Below are 14,869 nucleotides of genomic sequence, written 5' to 3' on the forward strand. Positions count from 1 at the left end.
TAAAGATACAACTTTCTTTTATACATACAAATTTTAAATATTCTGTTTTGATCACAAAAGAAAATATATTGGCGATCGCCAAGAAAACAATACTCTCTGAAAGTGAAGCAATTACAAAACTAATTGATTTTTTGGACGAAAATTTTTACGAAGCTGTCCAACGCATATACGAATCTAAAGGCCGTCTGATCGTTACAGGAATTGGAAAAAGCGCTATCATTGCTCAAAAAATGGTAGCCACCTTTAACTCTACCGGAACACCTTCTATGTTTTTGCACGCTGCAGAAGCCATTCACGGCGATTTAGGGATGGTACAGAATGATGACCTCATTATCTGTATTTCTAAAAGCGGAAATAGCCCCGAAATTAAAGTGCTTGTTCCTCTATTAAAAAGATTCGGAAACACTTTAATTGCCATTACAGGAAACACAACTTCATTTTTGGCAAAAGGTTCAGATTTTGTCCTCAATACAACTGTTGACACAGAAGCCTGCCCAATCAATTTAGCGCCAACAAACAGCACTACAGCACAGCTTGTCATGGGCGACGCATTAGCCGTGTGCTTAATGGAAATGCGTGATTTCAAGCCAGAAGATTTTGCGGTTTATCATCCTGGAGGTGCTTTAGGAAAAAAATTGCTGCTTCGCGTAAAAGATATGATCGAACATTCGTTAAAACCAATGGTGACGCCAGATACTTCTATCAAAAAAGCGATTTTTGAAATCTCTGAAAAAAGATTGGGAGTTACTGCTGTAATTGAAGACAATAAAATTATCGGAATTATTACAGATGGAGACATCCGAAGAATGCTAAACGACGTAGATAGTATTGCAGACTTAACTGCAAAAGATATTATGTCTAAAAATCCAAAAGTAGTTTCATCTGAAACAATGGCTGTCGATGCTTTAAATATTTTAGAAGACTTTTCGATTACGCAATTGATTGTTGCAGACAACGGAGAATATAAAGGAGTTTTACATTTACATGACATTTTAAAAGAAGGAATCGTATAATGGCAAAGAAAAATCTTGGCGAAATGTCATTTTTAGATCATCTTGAAGAATTAAGATGGTTATTGGTTAGAAGTACACTTGCAACGATTATCATGGCAATTGTTACTTATTTTATTAGCGATTATTTGTTTGATCAAATTATTTTAGGTCCTATTAGGCCAACATTCTTTACGTATGTTTGGTTCTGCGACTTATCTCATTCGTTAGGATTTGCAGACAGCATCTGTATTACCGAACTGAATTTCATTATTCAAAATACTGAAATGGAAGGCCAGGTAAATATTTTTGTCTGGATGTGTCTTTTGGCAGGTTTTATTTTGAGTTTCCCTTATATTTTATGGGAAATCTGGAAATTTATCAGCCCAGCGCTTTATGAGAAAGAAAGAAAAAATGCAAAATTGTTCATCTTTGTTTCTTCCTTGCTTTTCTTTTTAGGAGTGCTATTTGGCTATTTTGTGGTAATTCCGATGTCGGTAAATTTCGTTGCAACGTTCTCGATCAGTGATGTGGTAAAAAACCAGTTTACATTGGAGTCGTATATGGGAATGGTAAAAACGAGTATTTTGGGAAGCGCCATCTTTTTTGAACTCCCAATCGCTATTTATTTCTTAACTAAACTAGGATTAGTAACTCCTGAATTCTTAAGAAAATATTGGAAGTATGCCGTTGTAATTATTTTAATTATTGCCGCAATCGTAACGCCGCCAGATGTTGTGAGCCAGACTATTGTTGCAATTCCGATGCTGCTTATTTACGAGGTTAGTATTCTAATTTCGAAGATTGTTTATAAAAATAAATTAAAAGAAGAAAATGTCTGATATAGTTCAAGAATTTAACGACTATCGTTCTAAAATGAACGAAAAACTGCTTGCTGACAACAACAAAATTGTAAAGCGTATTTTTAATCTTGATACCAATGCATATGCTGAAGGAGCTCTTGATGTAAAGACAAAAGAACTTTTAGGTTTGGTAGCATCGGCAGTTTTAAGATGTGACGATTGTGTAAAATACCATTTAGAAACAAGCTATAAAGAAGGCGTTTCTAAAGAAGAAATGATGGAAGCAATGGGAATTGCGACTCTTGTTGGAGGAACAATCGTAATCCCACACTTAAGAAGAGCTTACGAATTTTGGGAAGCTCTTGAAGAAGGAGGAAAATAATTAGAAAATGTGCCAATTTGATAATTAGATAGTTTTTGAAATGCTCTAATTATTTACTTTTGAAGCGCAATTTCCAAACTTTTGAAAACGCAATAATTTGTTAATTGATTTACCCGATTAATTATTTTACATTTATTTTGCTTTTCAAATCAAATTAAAAAATTGAGTATGAGCTAGTTTTTCAATTATCTCATTTTCAAATTATCTAATCATCTAATTAAAAAATGAAGCTAAGAGCCGATAATTTAATCAAAACTTATAAAGGACGCAGTGTTGTAAAAGGAATTTCTGTTGAAGTGAATCAAGGAGAAATCGTGGGGCTTTTAGGGCCAAATGGAGCTGGAAAAACAACGTCATTCTATATGATTGTGGGATTGGTAAAGCCAAATCAAGGGAATATTTTTCTTGATGATTTGAACATTACCGACTATCCGATGTACAAACGTGCTCAGCAGGGAATTGGTTATTTGGCACAAGAGGCTTCTGTTTTCAGAAAATTGAGCATTGAAGATAATATTCTGAGCGTACTTCAATTAACTAAACTTTCTAAAGAAGCTCAAATTGCTAAAATGGAGAGTTTAATTGAAGAATTCAGCTTAGAGCATATTCGCACCAACCGAGGCGATTTGCTTTCTGGAGGTGAGCGCCGTCGTACCGAAATTGCGCGTGCTCTGGCAACCGATCCAAAATTTATTTTATTGGATGAGCCTTTTGCAGGAGTTGACCCTGTTGCAGTTGAAGATATTCAGCGAATTGTAGCACAGTTAAAAAATAAAAATATCGGAATTTTGATTACCGACCACAACGTTCAGGAAACTTTAGCAATCACCGACAAAACATACCTAATGTTTGAAGGAGGAATTCTAAAAGCCGGAGTTCCAGAAGAACTGGTAGAAGACGAAATGGTCCGCCGTGTTTATCTTGGACAAAACTTTGAGCTTCGTAAAAAGAAACTTGAATTTTAAAAAAAATATGAAAGTGGTAAAAAGTAAAATGTGAATTGCTTTTTACCATTTTTTTTGAAACAGAATTCTAAGAAATCCTAAATGAAATCAGAAAAACCAACTCAGGAAGATTACGATAATTGGCACAAAGACCCAAAGAATTGGTATTTCTTCAATACCTGTTATTATAATCCTAAAGACAAAAGATTGCTTCCTCCCAAAAAAATTCAATGGATGGGCTATACGATAAATTTTGCCAATCCGTATTCTGTAATGCTTCTTTTGCCTTTTATAATAATTGTTGTTTTAGTTTTATTGAAATAGCTTAAAAAAAGTATTCAGTATTACTCGACAGTAATAAAATGCAATTGCTCTAAATCGCCATTGTAAATATTAACATCAACACGATGTTTGATTCCCGGCAGAGACGCTTTTTCTGTAAACTGCCAAAACAGCCAGTCATCTTCAATTTTTTCTCTGTAGAAATTATAGTTGGCAATCCAGAAAAGATATTCGCTAAATTCTTCTTTCAAAAAATCCGAATAATACCTTTCTCCCGAATAAATTATTGGACGAACTTGGTAGTGTTTCTCAACTTTATTCAGCCAACGCTTCAAACCTTTTTTCAAACTGTCTAAAGGCTGATTTTTGGGTAATTTTTCGATATCTAAAACAGGCGGAAGATCGCCTTTCTGCAATTTTACTGTTTTGATAAAAAGATCTGCCTGCTCAATAGAATTTTCGTTTGGACGATAATAGTGATAAGCGCCACGCATGATTTTATTTTCTTTTGCACCTTCCCAATTTCTTTTAAACTGCCTGTCTACACGATCATTTCCTGCGGTTGCGCGAATAAAAACAAATTGTACAGGATATTTTTCGTCCAAAATTTCGACTTCTTCCCAATCTACCTTTCCTTGAAACTCAGATACGTCAATTCCGATTACTTTTCCTTTATGATTTTCGAGAACCCGAATATTGCGCACATCAGAAAGATGTTTGTCAACCTCATCTTCTTCTAAAACTTTTTCTGTTCTAAAACCTAAGTAATAAGCAAGCCCTTTGCGATAATGATAGATTACTGCAATGAATAAAAGTCCGAAAAAAATCAATAAAAGTCCTCGAAAAAGTCTGCTCAGAAAAGATCTTCCTGCTGGTTTTCTTGAATATGTTTTACGATAAGTCGTTTTTCTTGCCATTAAACAGAATTACTTTTTCAAAAAAAGATTATTTATGATCGACAGCAATACATAAAAGACAATAATCAACGGAATTGCCATATACTGAAGGAAAAGAATCATTAATACAGAGATAATCAAAAATACGATTTGAAGTGCATTTTCTTTCAAACTGAATTTTTTAATTTTTAAAGAAAATAATGGAATTTCAGCATTCATAATGTAAGCGCTGCCCAAAGTGACAAGTAATAAAACCCATTGATTTGTCAATAATTCAAGAATTACAAGAGACGAATCTGCATACATATCCAGAACTATTTGCAAACTAATAATAAAAATGGCATTTGCAGGAGTTGGCAAACCAATAAACGAATCGGTCTGACGAGTATCGATATTAAAGTTGGCTAATCTATAGCAGGCACCCAAAGTTATAATAAATCCTAAAAAAGGAACAATTGCTTGATTTCCTAGTTGGTCACCGCCTCTAGCAAACATACTGTACATGACGTAACCTGGTACAACGCCGCTTGTCACCATATCGGCCAAAGAATCTAATTGTAACCCAAGCGGACTTGAAACTTTAAATAATCTGGCAAAAAAACCATCAAAGAAATCAAAAAAGATTCCTAAGCAAACCATGTAAAAAGCCATTAAAAAATCTCCTTTAGAGACAAAAACAATTGCGACACAGCCGCAGAAAAGATTAATTAATGTAATTAGATTTGGGATATGCTTTTTGATATTCATAGCTTTAAATTTTGATAATGGCAAGGACAAATTTAGCATAATAACTCGATGCAAAACGAGTTTTTTCGAGAGTTTTTTATTTCTAAGTGAGACTTTGGCAATATTTAAGTAAAGGAACTTATTAGATGAGTAAAATATTATATTTTTGATAAAATTTTTAAAACAGGCCTCGATCTGCAAAAACATATACGTTGAAGAAATATTTAGTGTTTTTATTTTTTTGGAGTTGTACTTTTCAGTATGCACAAACCGCTCGAAAGTATTCGAACGAGTTTATGAATATTGGAGTCGATGCCGCTGCTCTTGGAATGGCAAGTGCTGTAACTGCTTCTTCAAATGATGTAAATGCCGTTTATTGGAATCCAGCTGGGTTGACACATCTTGAAGACCATCAGATTGCGCTAATGCACGCCAGCTACTTTGCCAACATTGCCCAATACGACTACATAGGATACGCCAGTCCAATTGATGACAGAAGCGCATGGGGAATTTCGATGATTCGTTTCGGGGTAGACGACATTATGGACACCACGCAATTAATCGATAATCAAGGAAATATAGATTATAATAGAATCAGCTTGTTTTCTACGGCAGATTATGGTTTTACTTTTTCTTATGCCAGAAAACTGCCTGTTGACGGATTTCAATATGGTGTAAACGCAAAAGTAATTCGAAGAATAATTGGAAAATTTGCCAACTCATGGGGTTTTGGGTTTGATATTGGACTTCAGTTTGAGAGAAATGACTGGAAGTTTGGTTTAATGCTTCGCGATATTACCACTACTTACAATGTTTGGAATATCGACGAAGAAGAATATGCTAAAATCGCCAATGCAATTCCGGGAGAAAACAATACTTTGCCAGAAAGCACAGAAATTACATTGCCAAAAGCGCAATTAGGAGTTTCAAAAAGATTCGACTTTCATAATGAATGCAGTCTTGTAACCTCAGCAAATCTAAATATGCGATTCGAGCAGACAAACGATATTATTTCTTCAAAAGCTATAAGTATAGACCCAGCTCTAGGGTTTGAGTTTGGCTATACCGATTTGGTTTTCGTACGAGCTGGAGCAGGAAACTTTCAGAATGTCATGCAATTGGATAATACCGAAAAAGTAAATTTTCAGCCCAATATTGGCTTGGGATTCAGATATAAAGGCATACAAATTGATTATGCTTTGACCGATTTGGGCAACCAAAGCACAGCATTGTATTCTAATATTTTTTCACTAAAAGTAGATTTAGGTATCTTTAGATAGAAACTTTAAAAACATTTAAAATTTTAAACCATGAAAACTGTCATGTTCAAAAAAGCGCTTTTTATTTTATTATTCTTATCCGGTTTTATTGGTTTCAGTCAAAGTTTGGCTTTATCTAAAGATGCTAAAATAAGTATTTTGACTTGCGGTCTTGGAAACGAGACTTATTCTTATTTTGGACATACTGGAATTAGAGTTTTAGATCCAGAAAACAATTTTGACGTTGTTTACAATTATGGAACTTTTGATTTTAGAACTCCAAACTTTGTTTTAAAGTTTGCAAAAGGAGATTTGCAGTATTTTGCAACTGTGCATTCGTATGCCGATTTTTTTAACGAATACACTTATGAGAAAAGAAGCATTTATGAACAGGAACTACTGATTTCTCAAGATTTAAAGCAAAAACTTTTTAATGAGTTAAATGCTGTTTTAGATTCTGATGAGCGTTATTATACTTATAAATTTATTGATAAAAACTGCACTTCGATGGTGGTTGATGTAGTGAACAAAACTTTAGGAGGAAATGTAATTTCAAAAAAAGAAGATGCGGATAAAACCTACCGCTCGATCCTATTTCCTTATTTTGATGGCCATTTTTACGATCAATTGGGTACAAGCATCATTTTCGGAACAAAAGTAGATCAAATGGGAACCAGAATTTTTCTTCCTTTTGAATTGAAAAACAGTTTAGATAAAACGACTTTCCAAAATAAACCTTTGGTGGCTAAAAGCAAAACATTATTAGAATTCACTAAAGAAACTCCAAAATCTTGGTGGAATAACATTTATACTTATCTCTTTATCTTACTTTTTGTAATTTTTGCCAAAAGTAAAACAGTCGATAAAGTCTATTTCCTAGTCCTATCTTTAATTGGAATATTCTTTGTTATTATGGGATTTTACTCGTTTCACCAAGAACTGGCAATGAATTACAATGCACTGCTTTTTAGTCCGCTATTACTGGTTTTGGTTTTGGTTTCAATTTTCAAGAACAAACTATGGACTTATAGATTTTCGCTAATCAACTTTGTGCTTTTAGTGATTTACTTTTTGTTTTTAATCAATAAAGTCCATTTCTTTATCACTTTGCCATTGATCATTACAAGTGGAGTGGTTTTAGTGCGAACAGCAATTCGCAACAAAAAACCAATTCCGATTATAATTTAAAATATTATTGGCCTCTATAAAATAAAACCGTGGTAATGGTTTTGAAAGTAATGCTCAAATCTAGAAATATACTTCTGTGTTTGATGTAATACAGATCGTACTGTAGTTTAACCAAACTTTCGTCGATTGACTCTCCATAAGAATAATTAACCTGTGCCCAGCCTGTAAGCCCTGGTTTAATTACATGGCGTGTTTCATAAAAAGGCATGACGGCAGCAATTTCTTCAACAAAAAAAGGACGCTCAGGTCTTGGCCCAATTACGCCCATATCTCCTTTTAAGACGTTAATAAATTGAGGCAGTTCGTCAATTCTAGACTTGCGCATAAATTTGCCAAATGGAGTAACTCTTTTGTCATTATGAGCAGCGAAAACAGCACCATTTGTTTCTGAATTCTCTGTCATGGTTCTAAACTTATAAATCTTGAAAACTGCTCCATTTTTACCTATTCTTTCTTGAGTGTAAAATAAGCTTCCTTTATTGGCAAATAGATTGCAGAGAAAAATGATCGGAATAAAAACTGCACTAATTAAAAGTCCTAAAACAGAAAATATAACTTCTACAAGGCGCACAAAAAACAAATACAGCTTATTGCTATTACTCCTGCTAAAAGGGAAAAATCGATAAAAATCTCTTTCTATATGGTGAACAGGAATTCGTTGTGTCTTGCTTTCGTAAACTTGCGTATACTCGCGAATAATATTTCCAGATTCTAACAAATGAAGCAATTGCTGATATAGATCTGGAGTAATGCCATCTGTTTTCTGAGAAGCAATAACAATTTCAGAAACATAATGCGTAGAAACGAAATGCTCTAAATCTTCTTTTTTTATTTCATTCACATAATGAAAATCTAAATTTTCATCTGCGATTGAATCGGAGTTGACAAAACCAATAATTTTATAATGCGGATCTACATTTTCGAGTCCTAAAACTAATTCCTCCACTTCACTTTGGTCGCAAATCAAGACAACATTTTGAGAAAACCGGTGAGATGCCAAGAAATAGCAATAAAACAAACGCCATAAAAGCAATGTTATCAGTATTGTAAAATAAAAGATTACAATAACTAATCTTTGTTTTGGCAAAACAGGAGAGAGAACTGGCGTAAACAAATACGCTAAGACGGTAGCTGTAGCGGCAAAAACTACGTTCTGCAGAATTTGAAGATGATTACTTGCTACCTGCAAATTATAAATCTCGAATATTACGCCAAAAGCATAAAGATAGCTGACTAATAAAAGTATACTAAATGAACTATTGACATTAAAAGCGAAATAATGATAATCAAATATCGCGCTTAAGAGATATAAAGCAAATAAAATAAAAACAGCATCGAAAGTAAGGAGCAATATTTTCCTTTCCGATATTTCAAAATGCATTTTCTTTGTTGATGACATTCTTTCAGTTTGTTAGGGGCTTAAACTTGAGGCAAATGTATTATAAAAAACGAATTTAGCTAGTGGTGTTCTCTGTTTTTTCAGGTATTTTTATTTGAACCGAAAGAAGACACAGCGCGTACACAAAAGCAGGGGCTGCAATTCTTAGTGCCGCATGATTTATCGTAAGAAGCCAAAAGAGAAAAAAAGAGAAAAAATATATGTGCTGTCTATTGTTTATATAAAGAGTAAAAGGCACAAAAAGTAAAATAAGAAAGCTAAATATTCCAAACAAACCGTGTTCGCTAAGTAAACGTGAGACCTCACTGTGAGCTGCTACAGCTTGCCCTAATGATTCTTTCCTATTTTCTTTCCCCATTCCTACTCCAATACCCAAAATAGGGTTATCTACAAACAGTTTTAAATCTGTATCAATAACAGCTTCTCTTCCGCCTAATCGATCTTTTTTTTCCCTTCCTTTACCATCTTTATTGGCATATCTTTTTTCGATAAGTCCAGAAGTTTGCAACGATGTGTATGAAAATATCCCAACTCCTAGCGCTCCTACTAATAAAAAAACTAGAGTAATTTTCCTTTTGCCGCGATCATTTGAAAAAGCAAAAAGCAAAAGCAATAAGCAAAGAATCATAACGACTCCAGTTATTATTCCTCCGCGTGAAAATGTAACAATACCTCGATAACTTACAAATGTTAATAAAATAGCATTTAGTATTATTTCTTTTTTTGATTTTGAAAAAAGAATCAGTTGCGAAAAAAAAGCAAACATTCCTAGTCCTAAAATTGTTGATACTTGATTGGGTCCAAATCCACCTGAAGTTTCAAAATTAGACTGAGTTCCCGTCACTACATCTCTTACACTAGGATTGTATAAAAATAAATAAAGAACTGTTGAAACAATTGGCAGACCAATTCCAATTACAACATTTTGCAATTCTGAAAACAACAGCCTTTTTTTGTACATATACATAGACGCAATTGCCAAACAAAATGATCCTGACAAGTTAAAAGCTATAGCTTTTTTAAGGTCAAAGCCAAGATCGTCTACCGAAGCAGCAACTAAGATCCCAGGTATTAATAAAACTAGAAAAACAATATATAAAAACGATCTCATTGAGAAGTTACTATAAAACATCCCAATTATCATAAAAAAAATGACGAGAAATTTCACATATTCGTTACTAAAATTACCTCCAGTCATTCTTAAAAATACCTCAACCCCAACAAGATATGCAGCTACAAAAATCACTTCATTATTTTTATTCTTATTACGAATAACAATAGAAAGCCCTACAATAGGTATTAATAATGCATAAATTTTAGATAAAAGAGGCACAACAAAAATAACCAATCCTATGATTACATGAATCAAGACAAGAAAGATATATGATATTGAATTATTTTTCATTTTGTCGTTTTCTTTAATGAAAGAGCATTAGGAATAAAAGAATTCAGCCATAAAAAGTAGTCTTCAATTATTTTTTCTTCACTAAAGTTGGATTTAACCTCATTATACAAAGCCAAACCTAACTCCTCTCTATATTTTTGATCTAAAATCAGCTTTTCAATTGCTATTACCAATTGTTTAAGGTTTTGAGATTCGATTACTATTCCCACTTTATCTGAAGTAATTACACTGGAAACTTGTCCCACATTTGTGCTTATAACAGGTAACTTATGGAATCCATATTCTAAAAGTGCTAATGGGAGACCTTCAGATAATGAAGGCAGTACTGCAATATCAGATTGTTTAAGAGCTGATGAAACATTATTTGTTGTTCCATAAAAGAAAATAGCTTTTTCTAATTTTAAATCCTCTATGGACTTTCTCACTCTATTAGAATAATCATCTTCAAAATCCTTTCCAAAAACATGAAAAGTCCAATCTGGATATTTTCCCTTTATTAAATTTGCGGCCTCAATTAATAATTCATGATTTTTTTGAGGACGTAAATTTGCTACGCAAACAATCCTCTTATCTTCACTACCTTTCAAACTTAATTTCTCATCAGTTTTCAGTGATTCATCAATGAAATTTGGAAAATAAATAATATTGGAACAAAACAAATAACTCTTTGCCCAATTTTTTAAATTCAAATTTACCGAAATGACTCCTGCAAAAAAAAGTGATCCTATTTTTAAACTCAAGTTTTTTCTTGCTGACAAATCTTGAGAAATTCCATAGTGATCGTGCCAGATAATCATAATTTTTGGCAAAACTAATTTTATCAATATTGCTAAAAAAAAAGAAGAGCTATGGGCATGAATTACATCTATCCTATTCTTTTTTAAATAAGCTTTTAATTTAAAAATTGATTTTATATCTATCTTTTTAGTTTTTCTTAAAAACAGAAAAGAAACCTTTTCATCTATTTCTTCTAAAAGTACTCCTTTCTTTCTAGTTGATACTAATCCTGAGAATTCAGTTTTTTTTGATAATGCATTTGCATAATTTACCGCCATTCTTTCAGCTCCTCCTGGTTCTAAAGAGTCTATAATTTGCACTATTCTCATTTTACTAGCAAATTTTTTATTTCTTTTTCGAATATATCTGTAGTATAATTACGAGACCACTCCGATGCTAATTTGCTCATTTCTTCAAACCTATTTTGATCTGATAGAATCTCCTGTATTTGAGCTACATCTCTTTTCACATTCATATCTAATAAAAGTCCTCTTTCCCCATAATTAATCATAAAAGGGACACAAGAAACATTTGTCGCCAGTGGAACACATCCCCAAAACATTCCCTCAGCAATAGCTTTTGGCCAGCCTTCACTTTTCGATGGCAATATAACAAAATGACTTTTTTTATAAAATTGCTTAAGTGTTTCTTTGTTTTGATTTCCATGCAAAAAAACGAACTTTTCGAGCTGGTTCTCTTTTATATAGTTTTCTAAATTCACTCGTTCTCTCCCTTCTCCAAAAATATGAAGCAAGTCCATATTATTGTTTTTGACTAACTGTTCAACTAGTTTTATGGCATACATTGGATTTTTGCCAGAAGCCAAAGCTCCCACAAAAACAAAAGTTTTCTCTTTACTTATATTATCTTTCGCTACAACCTCTTTTTCAGATTCAGAATAAGTAGCGGTAAAAAAGGACTTAATATTTTTGGACTGATTTTCCCATTCTCCATAAACTAAAACCTGCATATTTCTAGTTAAAAATGTATTATTTAAAATCCATTTTTGCATTCTGTATGTCAAAGGCTGTTTGCTTCTTGGATCCCAATTTCCAGCATACTTGGCTGTCTTTTTTTTCGAGGGAAAAAATATTTGAACAATGCAACCTAATAATCCCATATTTCCAGGGCATCTTAAATGAATATGGTCCGCATCATATACAGCTTTAATAATAATTAAGATATTACAAAAAACTAAAAAAAAACTTTTAATAATATTCGGAAAACTATTTAAATTAAAATCAATCAATTTATAATGCTTTCGAAAATGAAAAGGAATTTCTTCTATTAAAAGTCCATTTTCATTTTTCCAAACTGGGCAACAAAACAAAATATCTTCAACGTATTTTTCCCATACGATTAATTCTTTTACATAAGGACTGTAAGCGAAACTTTTTTTACCCTTAAATATAAACGGAGCCCCAGAAATAACTAATAGTTTCATTAAATATAACCTTTAGAACCATTTTTTGACATAACTACAGCTGGAACACCCAACACCACTGAATTTTCTCCTACCGAACTAATTACAAGTGAACAGGCCCCTATTGCAACCTGATTTCCTATGATAATATTTCCAGAGATAACTGCATTTGCGCCAATATAAACTTCATTACCAATTATAGGCACTCCTCTTTTCCCCTCTCGTCCAGAAACCCCTATTGTAACACCCTGTGAAATATTACAATTATTCCCAATTACTGCTTTAGCATTAATAATGATTCCACCAAAATGTCCAATATAAAAAGAATGTCCAATTTTTGCAGAAGCAGGAATAGATATTCCTGTTATAATTTCAATAGTTTTTTGAGTTACCAGCCCTATAAAAGTGAATAAAAATCTAAATGGTTGCCATTTTATTTTCGAAAAAATATAATGAGCAATTCTATATTGAAAAACAGCCCAAAAACCTTGTGTAAAAAATACAATTCCAAAAAAATTCCCTCCGTAATTTTTATACCTTCTGTAATCAGATTTTATGAGTTGCAATACATTCATAACTTTAATTTCTTTAATTCGAAAAATTTACCGAGGATTCGAAAAAATCAATATTTTGACTTACAATCACATTCAATCCATATTTCCCGCATACAAATTCACGTGCTTTTTCTCCTATTATTTTTGTTCTTTCTTTATTAGAAAGCACCCAAACAATTTTCTGAGCTATATCTTCTGGGCTATATGGATCACATAAAAGTCCCGTAACAAAATCTTCAACAGCTTCTGGGCCTGGACCATATTTAGTAAAAATTACGGCTTTTTGCATTGCCATCGCCTCGGGAGCTACAAGACCTTGCGTTTCCATATGAGAAGGAAACACACATACTGAAGCTTCAGAATATGCTTCTGGTATTTCTTTAGAAGGAATTGCTCCATGAAAATGAATATCTTCTGCTAATTTGCCTAGATGCAGAATTTCTTTTTCTTTAAGCATTTTTATATAAGAACTCCCATCAGGAAAAAACCAGTCCCTACCATAAATTTCAAGAGTCGCATTTGGAAATTCTTTTTTAACAAATGGAAAAGATTGAATTAATTGGCGCACACCTTTTTTTTCGCAAACTGTACCAGCAAAAACGATTCTGCTTTCATGTTCTTGTTTACTTTCAATTGGAGTAAAAAATTCTGTATCAATAGGATTACTTATGTAAGCTATAGGTTTATTATGGTAACTTAAATAATTCTCCGTATGATTTTTTACATAATGAGAAACAGCAACAAAGCCATCACTTTTCTTAAATGATCTTTTTTCCTGAAAGCCTTTCCATTTATTGATCTTTCTTTTCTCACTTTCTGCAAAAAAATGATGCCCGCCGTGAAGCCTAATAATATACTTAACAGCTTTTATTTTAGAAATAAATGCAAGGCCAAGTTCAGAAGATTCAATAATTTGAATGGGACTCTCTTTATGAATTTCTCGAAGTTTGGAATTGATCGCTTTAAAATTGAAATACCACGACAACCCTTTAGTCTTATTTGGCTTTAATCGATAAATATCTACGCCTTCAATATTTTGAGTTTCGGTTTCCAATGTATAATTAATTCCGACGACAGAAACTTTAAATCCCTTTTTCACCAATGCCAGAGCCAAAGTCTTGACAAAACTGCCAATTCCTCCATGTGGAAATCCTTCCTTTGGATATTCATTAGTTAAGAAACAGATATGCATTATGAATGTTTTTTAATAAAAATATCCACTGTCAAATAAAAATCATTCACATTCAATTTAATTTCTTCTTCAGACCAGTCCCACCAAGAAATTCTATTTAGAGCTTCAATTTTATCCTTATCGTGTTTAAACTGAATTACTTTTGCCGGTACACCGCCAACAATAGCATAATCTGGAATATCTTCAGAAACAACGGCTCCTGCCAGAATTGTAACCCCATTGCCAATTTTTACTCCAGGCAAAATGGTTACATTCATTCCAATCCAGACATCATTACCCACAATGATACCGCTTTTTGAGGGCTTTAGTTGTTGTGTTATTTCTCCTGTGACGTATGACGTCTTATTGATTATTACATTATCATCTTTTTCTAAAACTTCATGAAACAAAGGGAAAGATGTAATTTCACTTTCTGTATGGTAACCCGAATCACATACAAAATTCACATCATTTGCAATAGAACAATATTTGCCTATAGACAATGAAGAACCATTAAACCATTTCCAAACAAAAGCACCATTATCATAAGTCTTACTTCCGATGTCGGCCCACTTCGCATCTTTTAAATAGACATGATGTCTTCCTTTTAAATAAAAATAATAGTTGATTCCTAAGAGGCGCCAAAACATTTTTCTTATAGTATTAATCAT

The 14,869-nt window shown here is 32.9% G+C and carries 16 protein-coding genes; 7 read left to right on the plus strand and 9 right to left on the minus strand.

Annotated elements, in window-relative coordinates:
- Positions 1 to 47: 47 nt before the first annotated feature.
- The 5 genes from N4T20_RS01365 (at position 48) to N4T20_RS01385 (ending at position 3,442) form a co-directional block, all read left to right on the plus strand.
- Positions 48 to 1,013, plus strand: a complete 966-nt coding sequence (locus N4T20_RS01365; RefSeq protein ID WP_260671370.1) for an SIS domain-containing protein — start codon at positions 48 to 50, stop codon at positions 1,011 to 1,013.
- On the plus strand, positions 1,013 to 1,831 hold the full coding sequence (tatC, locus tag N4T20_RS01370; protein WP_202005759.1) for a twin-arginine translocase subunit TatC: 819 nt from the start codon (positions 1,013 to 1,015) through the stop codon (positions 1,829 to 1,831). The genes N4T20_RS01365 and tatC overlap by 1 nt, the downstream gene beginning before the upstream one ends.
- Positions 1,824 to 2,174, plus strand: coding sequence for a carboxymuconolactone decarboxylase family protein (locus N4T20_RS01375; protein ID WP_260671371.1), 351 nt, complete (start codon positions 1,824 to 1,826; stop codon positions 2,172 to 2,174). The genes tatC and N4T20_RS01375 overlap by 8 nt, the downstream gene beginning before the upstream one ends.
- 224 nt (positions 2,175 to 2,398) lie before the next feature.
- The gene (gene lptB / locus N4T20_RS01380; RefSeq protein ID WP_008464443.1) at positions 2,399 to 3,139 is read left to right on the plus strand and encodes an LPS export ABC transporter ATP-binding protein; all 741 of its coding nucleotides are present in this window, start codon (positions 2,399 to 2,401) and stop codon (positions 3,137 to 3,139) included.
- 81 nt (positions 3,140 to 3,220) lie between these two features.
- A complete protein-coding gene (locus tag N4T20_RS01385) occupies positions 3,221 to 3,442 on the plus strand; it encodes a DUF5808 domain-containing protein (protein ID WP_260671372.1) in 222 nt (73 codons plus the stop codon).
- A 20-nt stretch (positions 3,443 to 3,462) separates the two neighbouring features.
- Here N4T20_RS01385 and N4T20_RS01390 read toward each other — a convergent pair whose 3' ends face one another.
- Positions 3,463 to 4,317, minus strand: a complete 855-nt coding sequence (locus tag N4T20_RS01390) for a glycoside hydrolase family 25 protein (protein ID WP_260671373.1) — start codon at positions 4,315 to 4,317, stop codon at positions 3,463 to 3,465.
- 9 nt (positions 4,318 to 4,326) lie between these two features.
- Entirely contained in the window at positions 4,327 to 5,043 is a 717-nt protein-coding gene (locus N4T20_RS01395; RefSeq protein WP_260671374.1) for a CDP-alcohol phosphatidyltransferase family protein, read from the minus strand.
- Between the two features lie 275 nt (positions 5,044 to 5,318).
- On the opposite strand from N4T20_RS01395, the gene N4T20_RS01400 reads away from it, so the two are divergent.
- The gene (locus N4T20_RS01400) at positions 5,319 to 6,302 is read left to right on the plus strand and encodes a PorV/PorQ family protein (protein ID WP_260673088.1); all 984 of its coding nucleotides are present in this window, start codon (positions 5,319 to 5,321) and stop codon (positions 6,300 to 6,302) included.
- A gap of 30 nt (positions 6,303 to 6,332) precedes the next feature.
- Positions 6,333 to 7,469, plus strand: coding sequence for a DUF4105 domain-containing protein (locus tag N4T20_RS01405; RefSeq protein ID WP_260671375.1), 1,137 nt, complete (start codon positions 6,333 to 6,335; stop codon positions 7,467 to 7,469).
- A gap of 4 nt (positions 7,470 to 7,473) precedes the next feature.
- On the opposite strand, the gene N4T20_RS01410 is transcribed toward N4T20_RS01405, so the two are convergent.
- Genes N4T20_RS01410 through N4T20_RS01440 form a run of 7 tightly spaced genes read right to left on the minus strand, consistent with a single transcriptional unit; the run spans position 7,474 to position 14,869 of the window.
- A complete protein-coding gene (locus N4T20_RS01410) occupies positions 7,474 to 8,868 on the minus strand; it encodes a sugar transferase (RefSeq protein WP_260671376.1) in 1,395 nt (464 codons plus the stop codon).
- A 55-nt stretch (positions 8,869 to 8,923) separates the two neighbouring features.
- Positions 8,924 to 10,273 carry an O-antigen ligase family protein gene (locus N4T20_RS01415; RefSeq protein ID WP_260671377.1) on the minus strand — a complete coding sequence of 450 codons (1,350 nt, stop codon included), beginning with the start codon at positions 10,271 to 10,273 and terminating at the stop codon, positions 8,924 to 8,926.
- On the minus strand, positions 10,270 to 11,379 hold the full coding sequence (locus N4T20_RS01420) for a glycosyltransferase family 4 protein (protein WP_260671378.1): 1,110 nt from the start codon (positions 11,377 to 11,379) through the stop codon (positions 10,270 to 10,272). The genes N4T20_RS01415 and N4T20_RS01420 overlap by 4 nt, the downstream gene beginning before the upstream one ends.
- Positions 11,376 to 12,494 (minus strand): glycosyltransferase, encoded by a 1,119-nt coding sequence (locus tag N4T20_RS01425; protein WP_260671379.1) that lies wholly within the window; start codon positions 12,492 to 12,494, stop codon positions 11,376 to 11,378. The genes N4T20_RS01420 and N4T20_RS01425 overlap by 4 nt, the downstream gene beginning before the upstream one ends.
- A complete protein-coding gene (locus N4T20_RS01430; RefSeq protein WP_260671380.1) occupies positions 12,494 to 13,048 on the minus strand; it encodes a serine O-acetyltransferase in 555 nt (184 codons plus the stop codon). Before N4T20_RS01430 ends, N4T20_RS01425 begins: the two co-directional genes overlap by 1 nt.
- A gap of 13 nt (positions 13,049 to 13,061) precedes the next feature.
- A complete protein-coding gene (locus tag N4T20_RS01435; protein WP_260671381.1) occupies positions 13,062 to 14,219 on the minus strand; it encodes a glycosyltransferase family 4 protein in 1,158 nt (385 codons plus the stop codon).
- A complete protein-coding gene (locus tag N4T20_RS01440; protein WP_260671382.1) occupies positions 14,219 to 14,869 on the minus strand; it encodes a CatB-related O-acetyltransferase in 651 nt (216 codons plus the stop codon). The genes N4T20_RS01435 and N4T20_RS01440 overlap by 1 nt, the downstream gene beginning before the upstream one ends.

The sequence above is a fragment of the Flavobacterium sp. TR2 genome (assembly GCF_025252405.1).
Lineage (GTDB): Bacteria > Bacteroidota > Bacteroidia > Flavobacteriales > Flavobacteriaceae > Flavobacterium.

Excerpts from the sequence above, each read along its gene's own strand:
- tatC (WP_202005759.1), top strand. The coding sequence starts at position 1,013 with ATGGCAAAGAAAAATCTTGGCGAAATGTCATTTTTAGATCATCTTGAA.
- N4T20_RS01375 (WP_260671371.1), top strand. The coding sequence starts at position 1,824 with ATGTCTGATATAGTTCAAGAATTTAACGACTATCGTTCTAAAATGAAC.
- lptB (WP_008464443.1), top strand. The coding sequence starts at position 2,399 with ATGAAGCTAAGAGCCGATAATTTAATCAAAACTTATAAAGGACGCAGT.
- N4T20_RS01385 (WP_260671372.1), top strand. The coding sequence starts at position 3,221 with ATGAAATCAGAAAAACCAACTCAGGAAGATTACGATAATTGGCACAAA.
- N4T20_RS01390 (WP_260671373.1), bottom strand. The coding sequence starts at position 4,317 with ATGGCAAGAAAAACGACTTATCGTAAAACATATTCAAGAAAACCAGCA.
- N4T20_RS01395 (WP_260671374.1), bottom strand. The coding sequence starts at position 5,043 with ATGAATATCAAAAAGCATATCCCAAATCTAATTACATTAATTAATCTT.
- N4T20_RS01400 (WP_260673088.1), top strand. The coding sequence starts at position 5,319 with ATGAATATTGGAGTCGATGCCGCTGCTCTTGGAATGGCAAGTGCTGTA.
- N4T20_RS01405 (WP_260671375.1), top strand. The coding sequence starts at position 6,333 with ATGAAAACTGTCATGTTCAAAAAAGCGCTTTTTATTTTATTATTCTTA.
- N4T20_RS01410 (WP_260671376.1), bottom strand. The coding sequence starts at position 8,868 with ATGTCATCAACAAAGAAAATGCATTTTGAAATATCGGAAAGGAAAATA.
- N4T20_RS01415 (WP_260671377.1), bottom strand. The coding sequence starts at position 10,273 with ATGAAAAATAATTCAATATCATATATCTTTCTTGTCTTGATTCATGTA.
- N4T20_RS01420 (WP_260671378.1), bottom strand. The coding sequence starts at position 11,379 with ATGAGAATAGTGCAAATTATAGACTCTTTAGAACCAGGAGGAGCTGAA.
- N4T20_RS01425 (WP_260671379.1), bottom strand. The coding sequence starts at position 12,494 with ATGAAACTATTAGTTATTTCTGGGGCTCCGTTTATATTTAAGGGTAAA.
- N4T20_RS01430 (WP_260671380.1), bottom strand. The coding sequence starts at position 13,048 with ATGAATGTATTGCAACTCATAAAATCTGATTACAGAAGGTATAAAAAT.
- N4T20_RS01435 (WP_260671381.1), bottom strand. The coding sequence starts at position 14,219 with ATGCATATCTGTTTCTTAACTAATGAATATCCAAAGGAAGGATTTCCA.
- N4T20_RS01440 (WP_260671382.1), bottom strand. The coding sequence starts at position 14,869 with ATGATTAATACTATAAGAAAAATGTTTTGGCGCCTCTTAGGAATCAAC.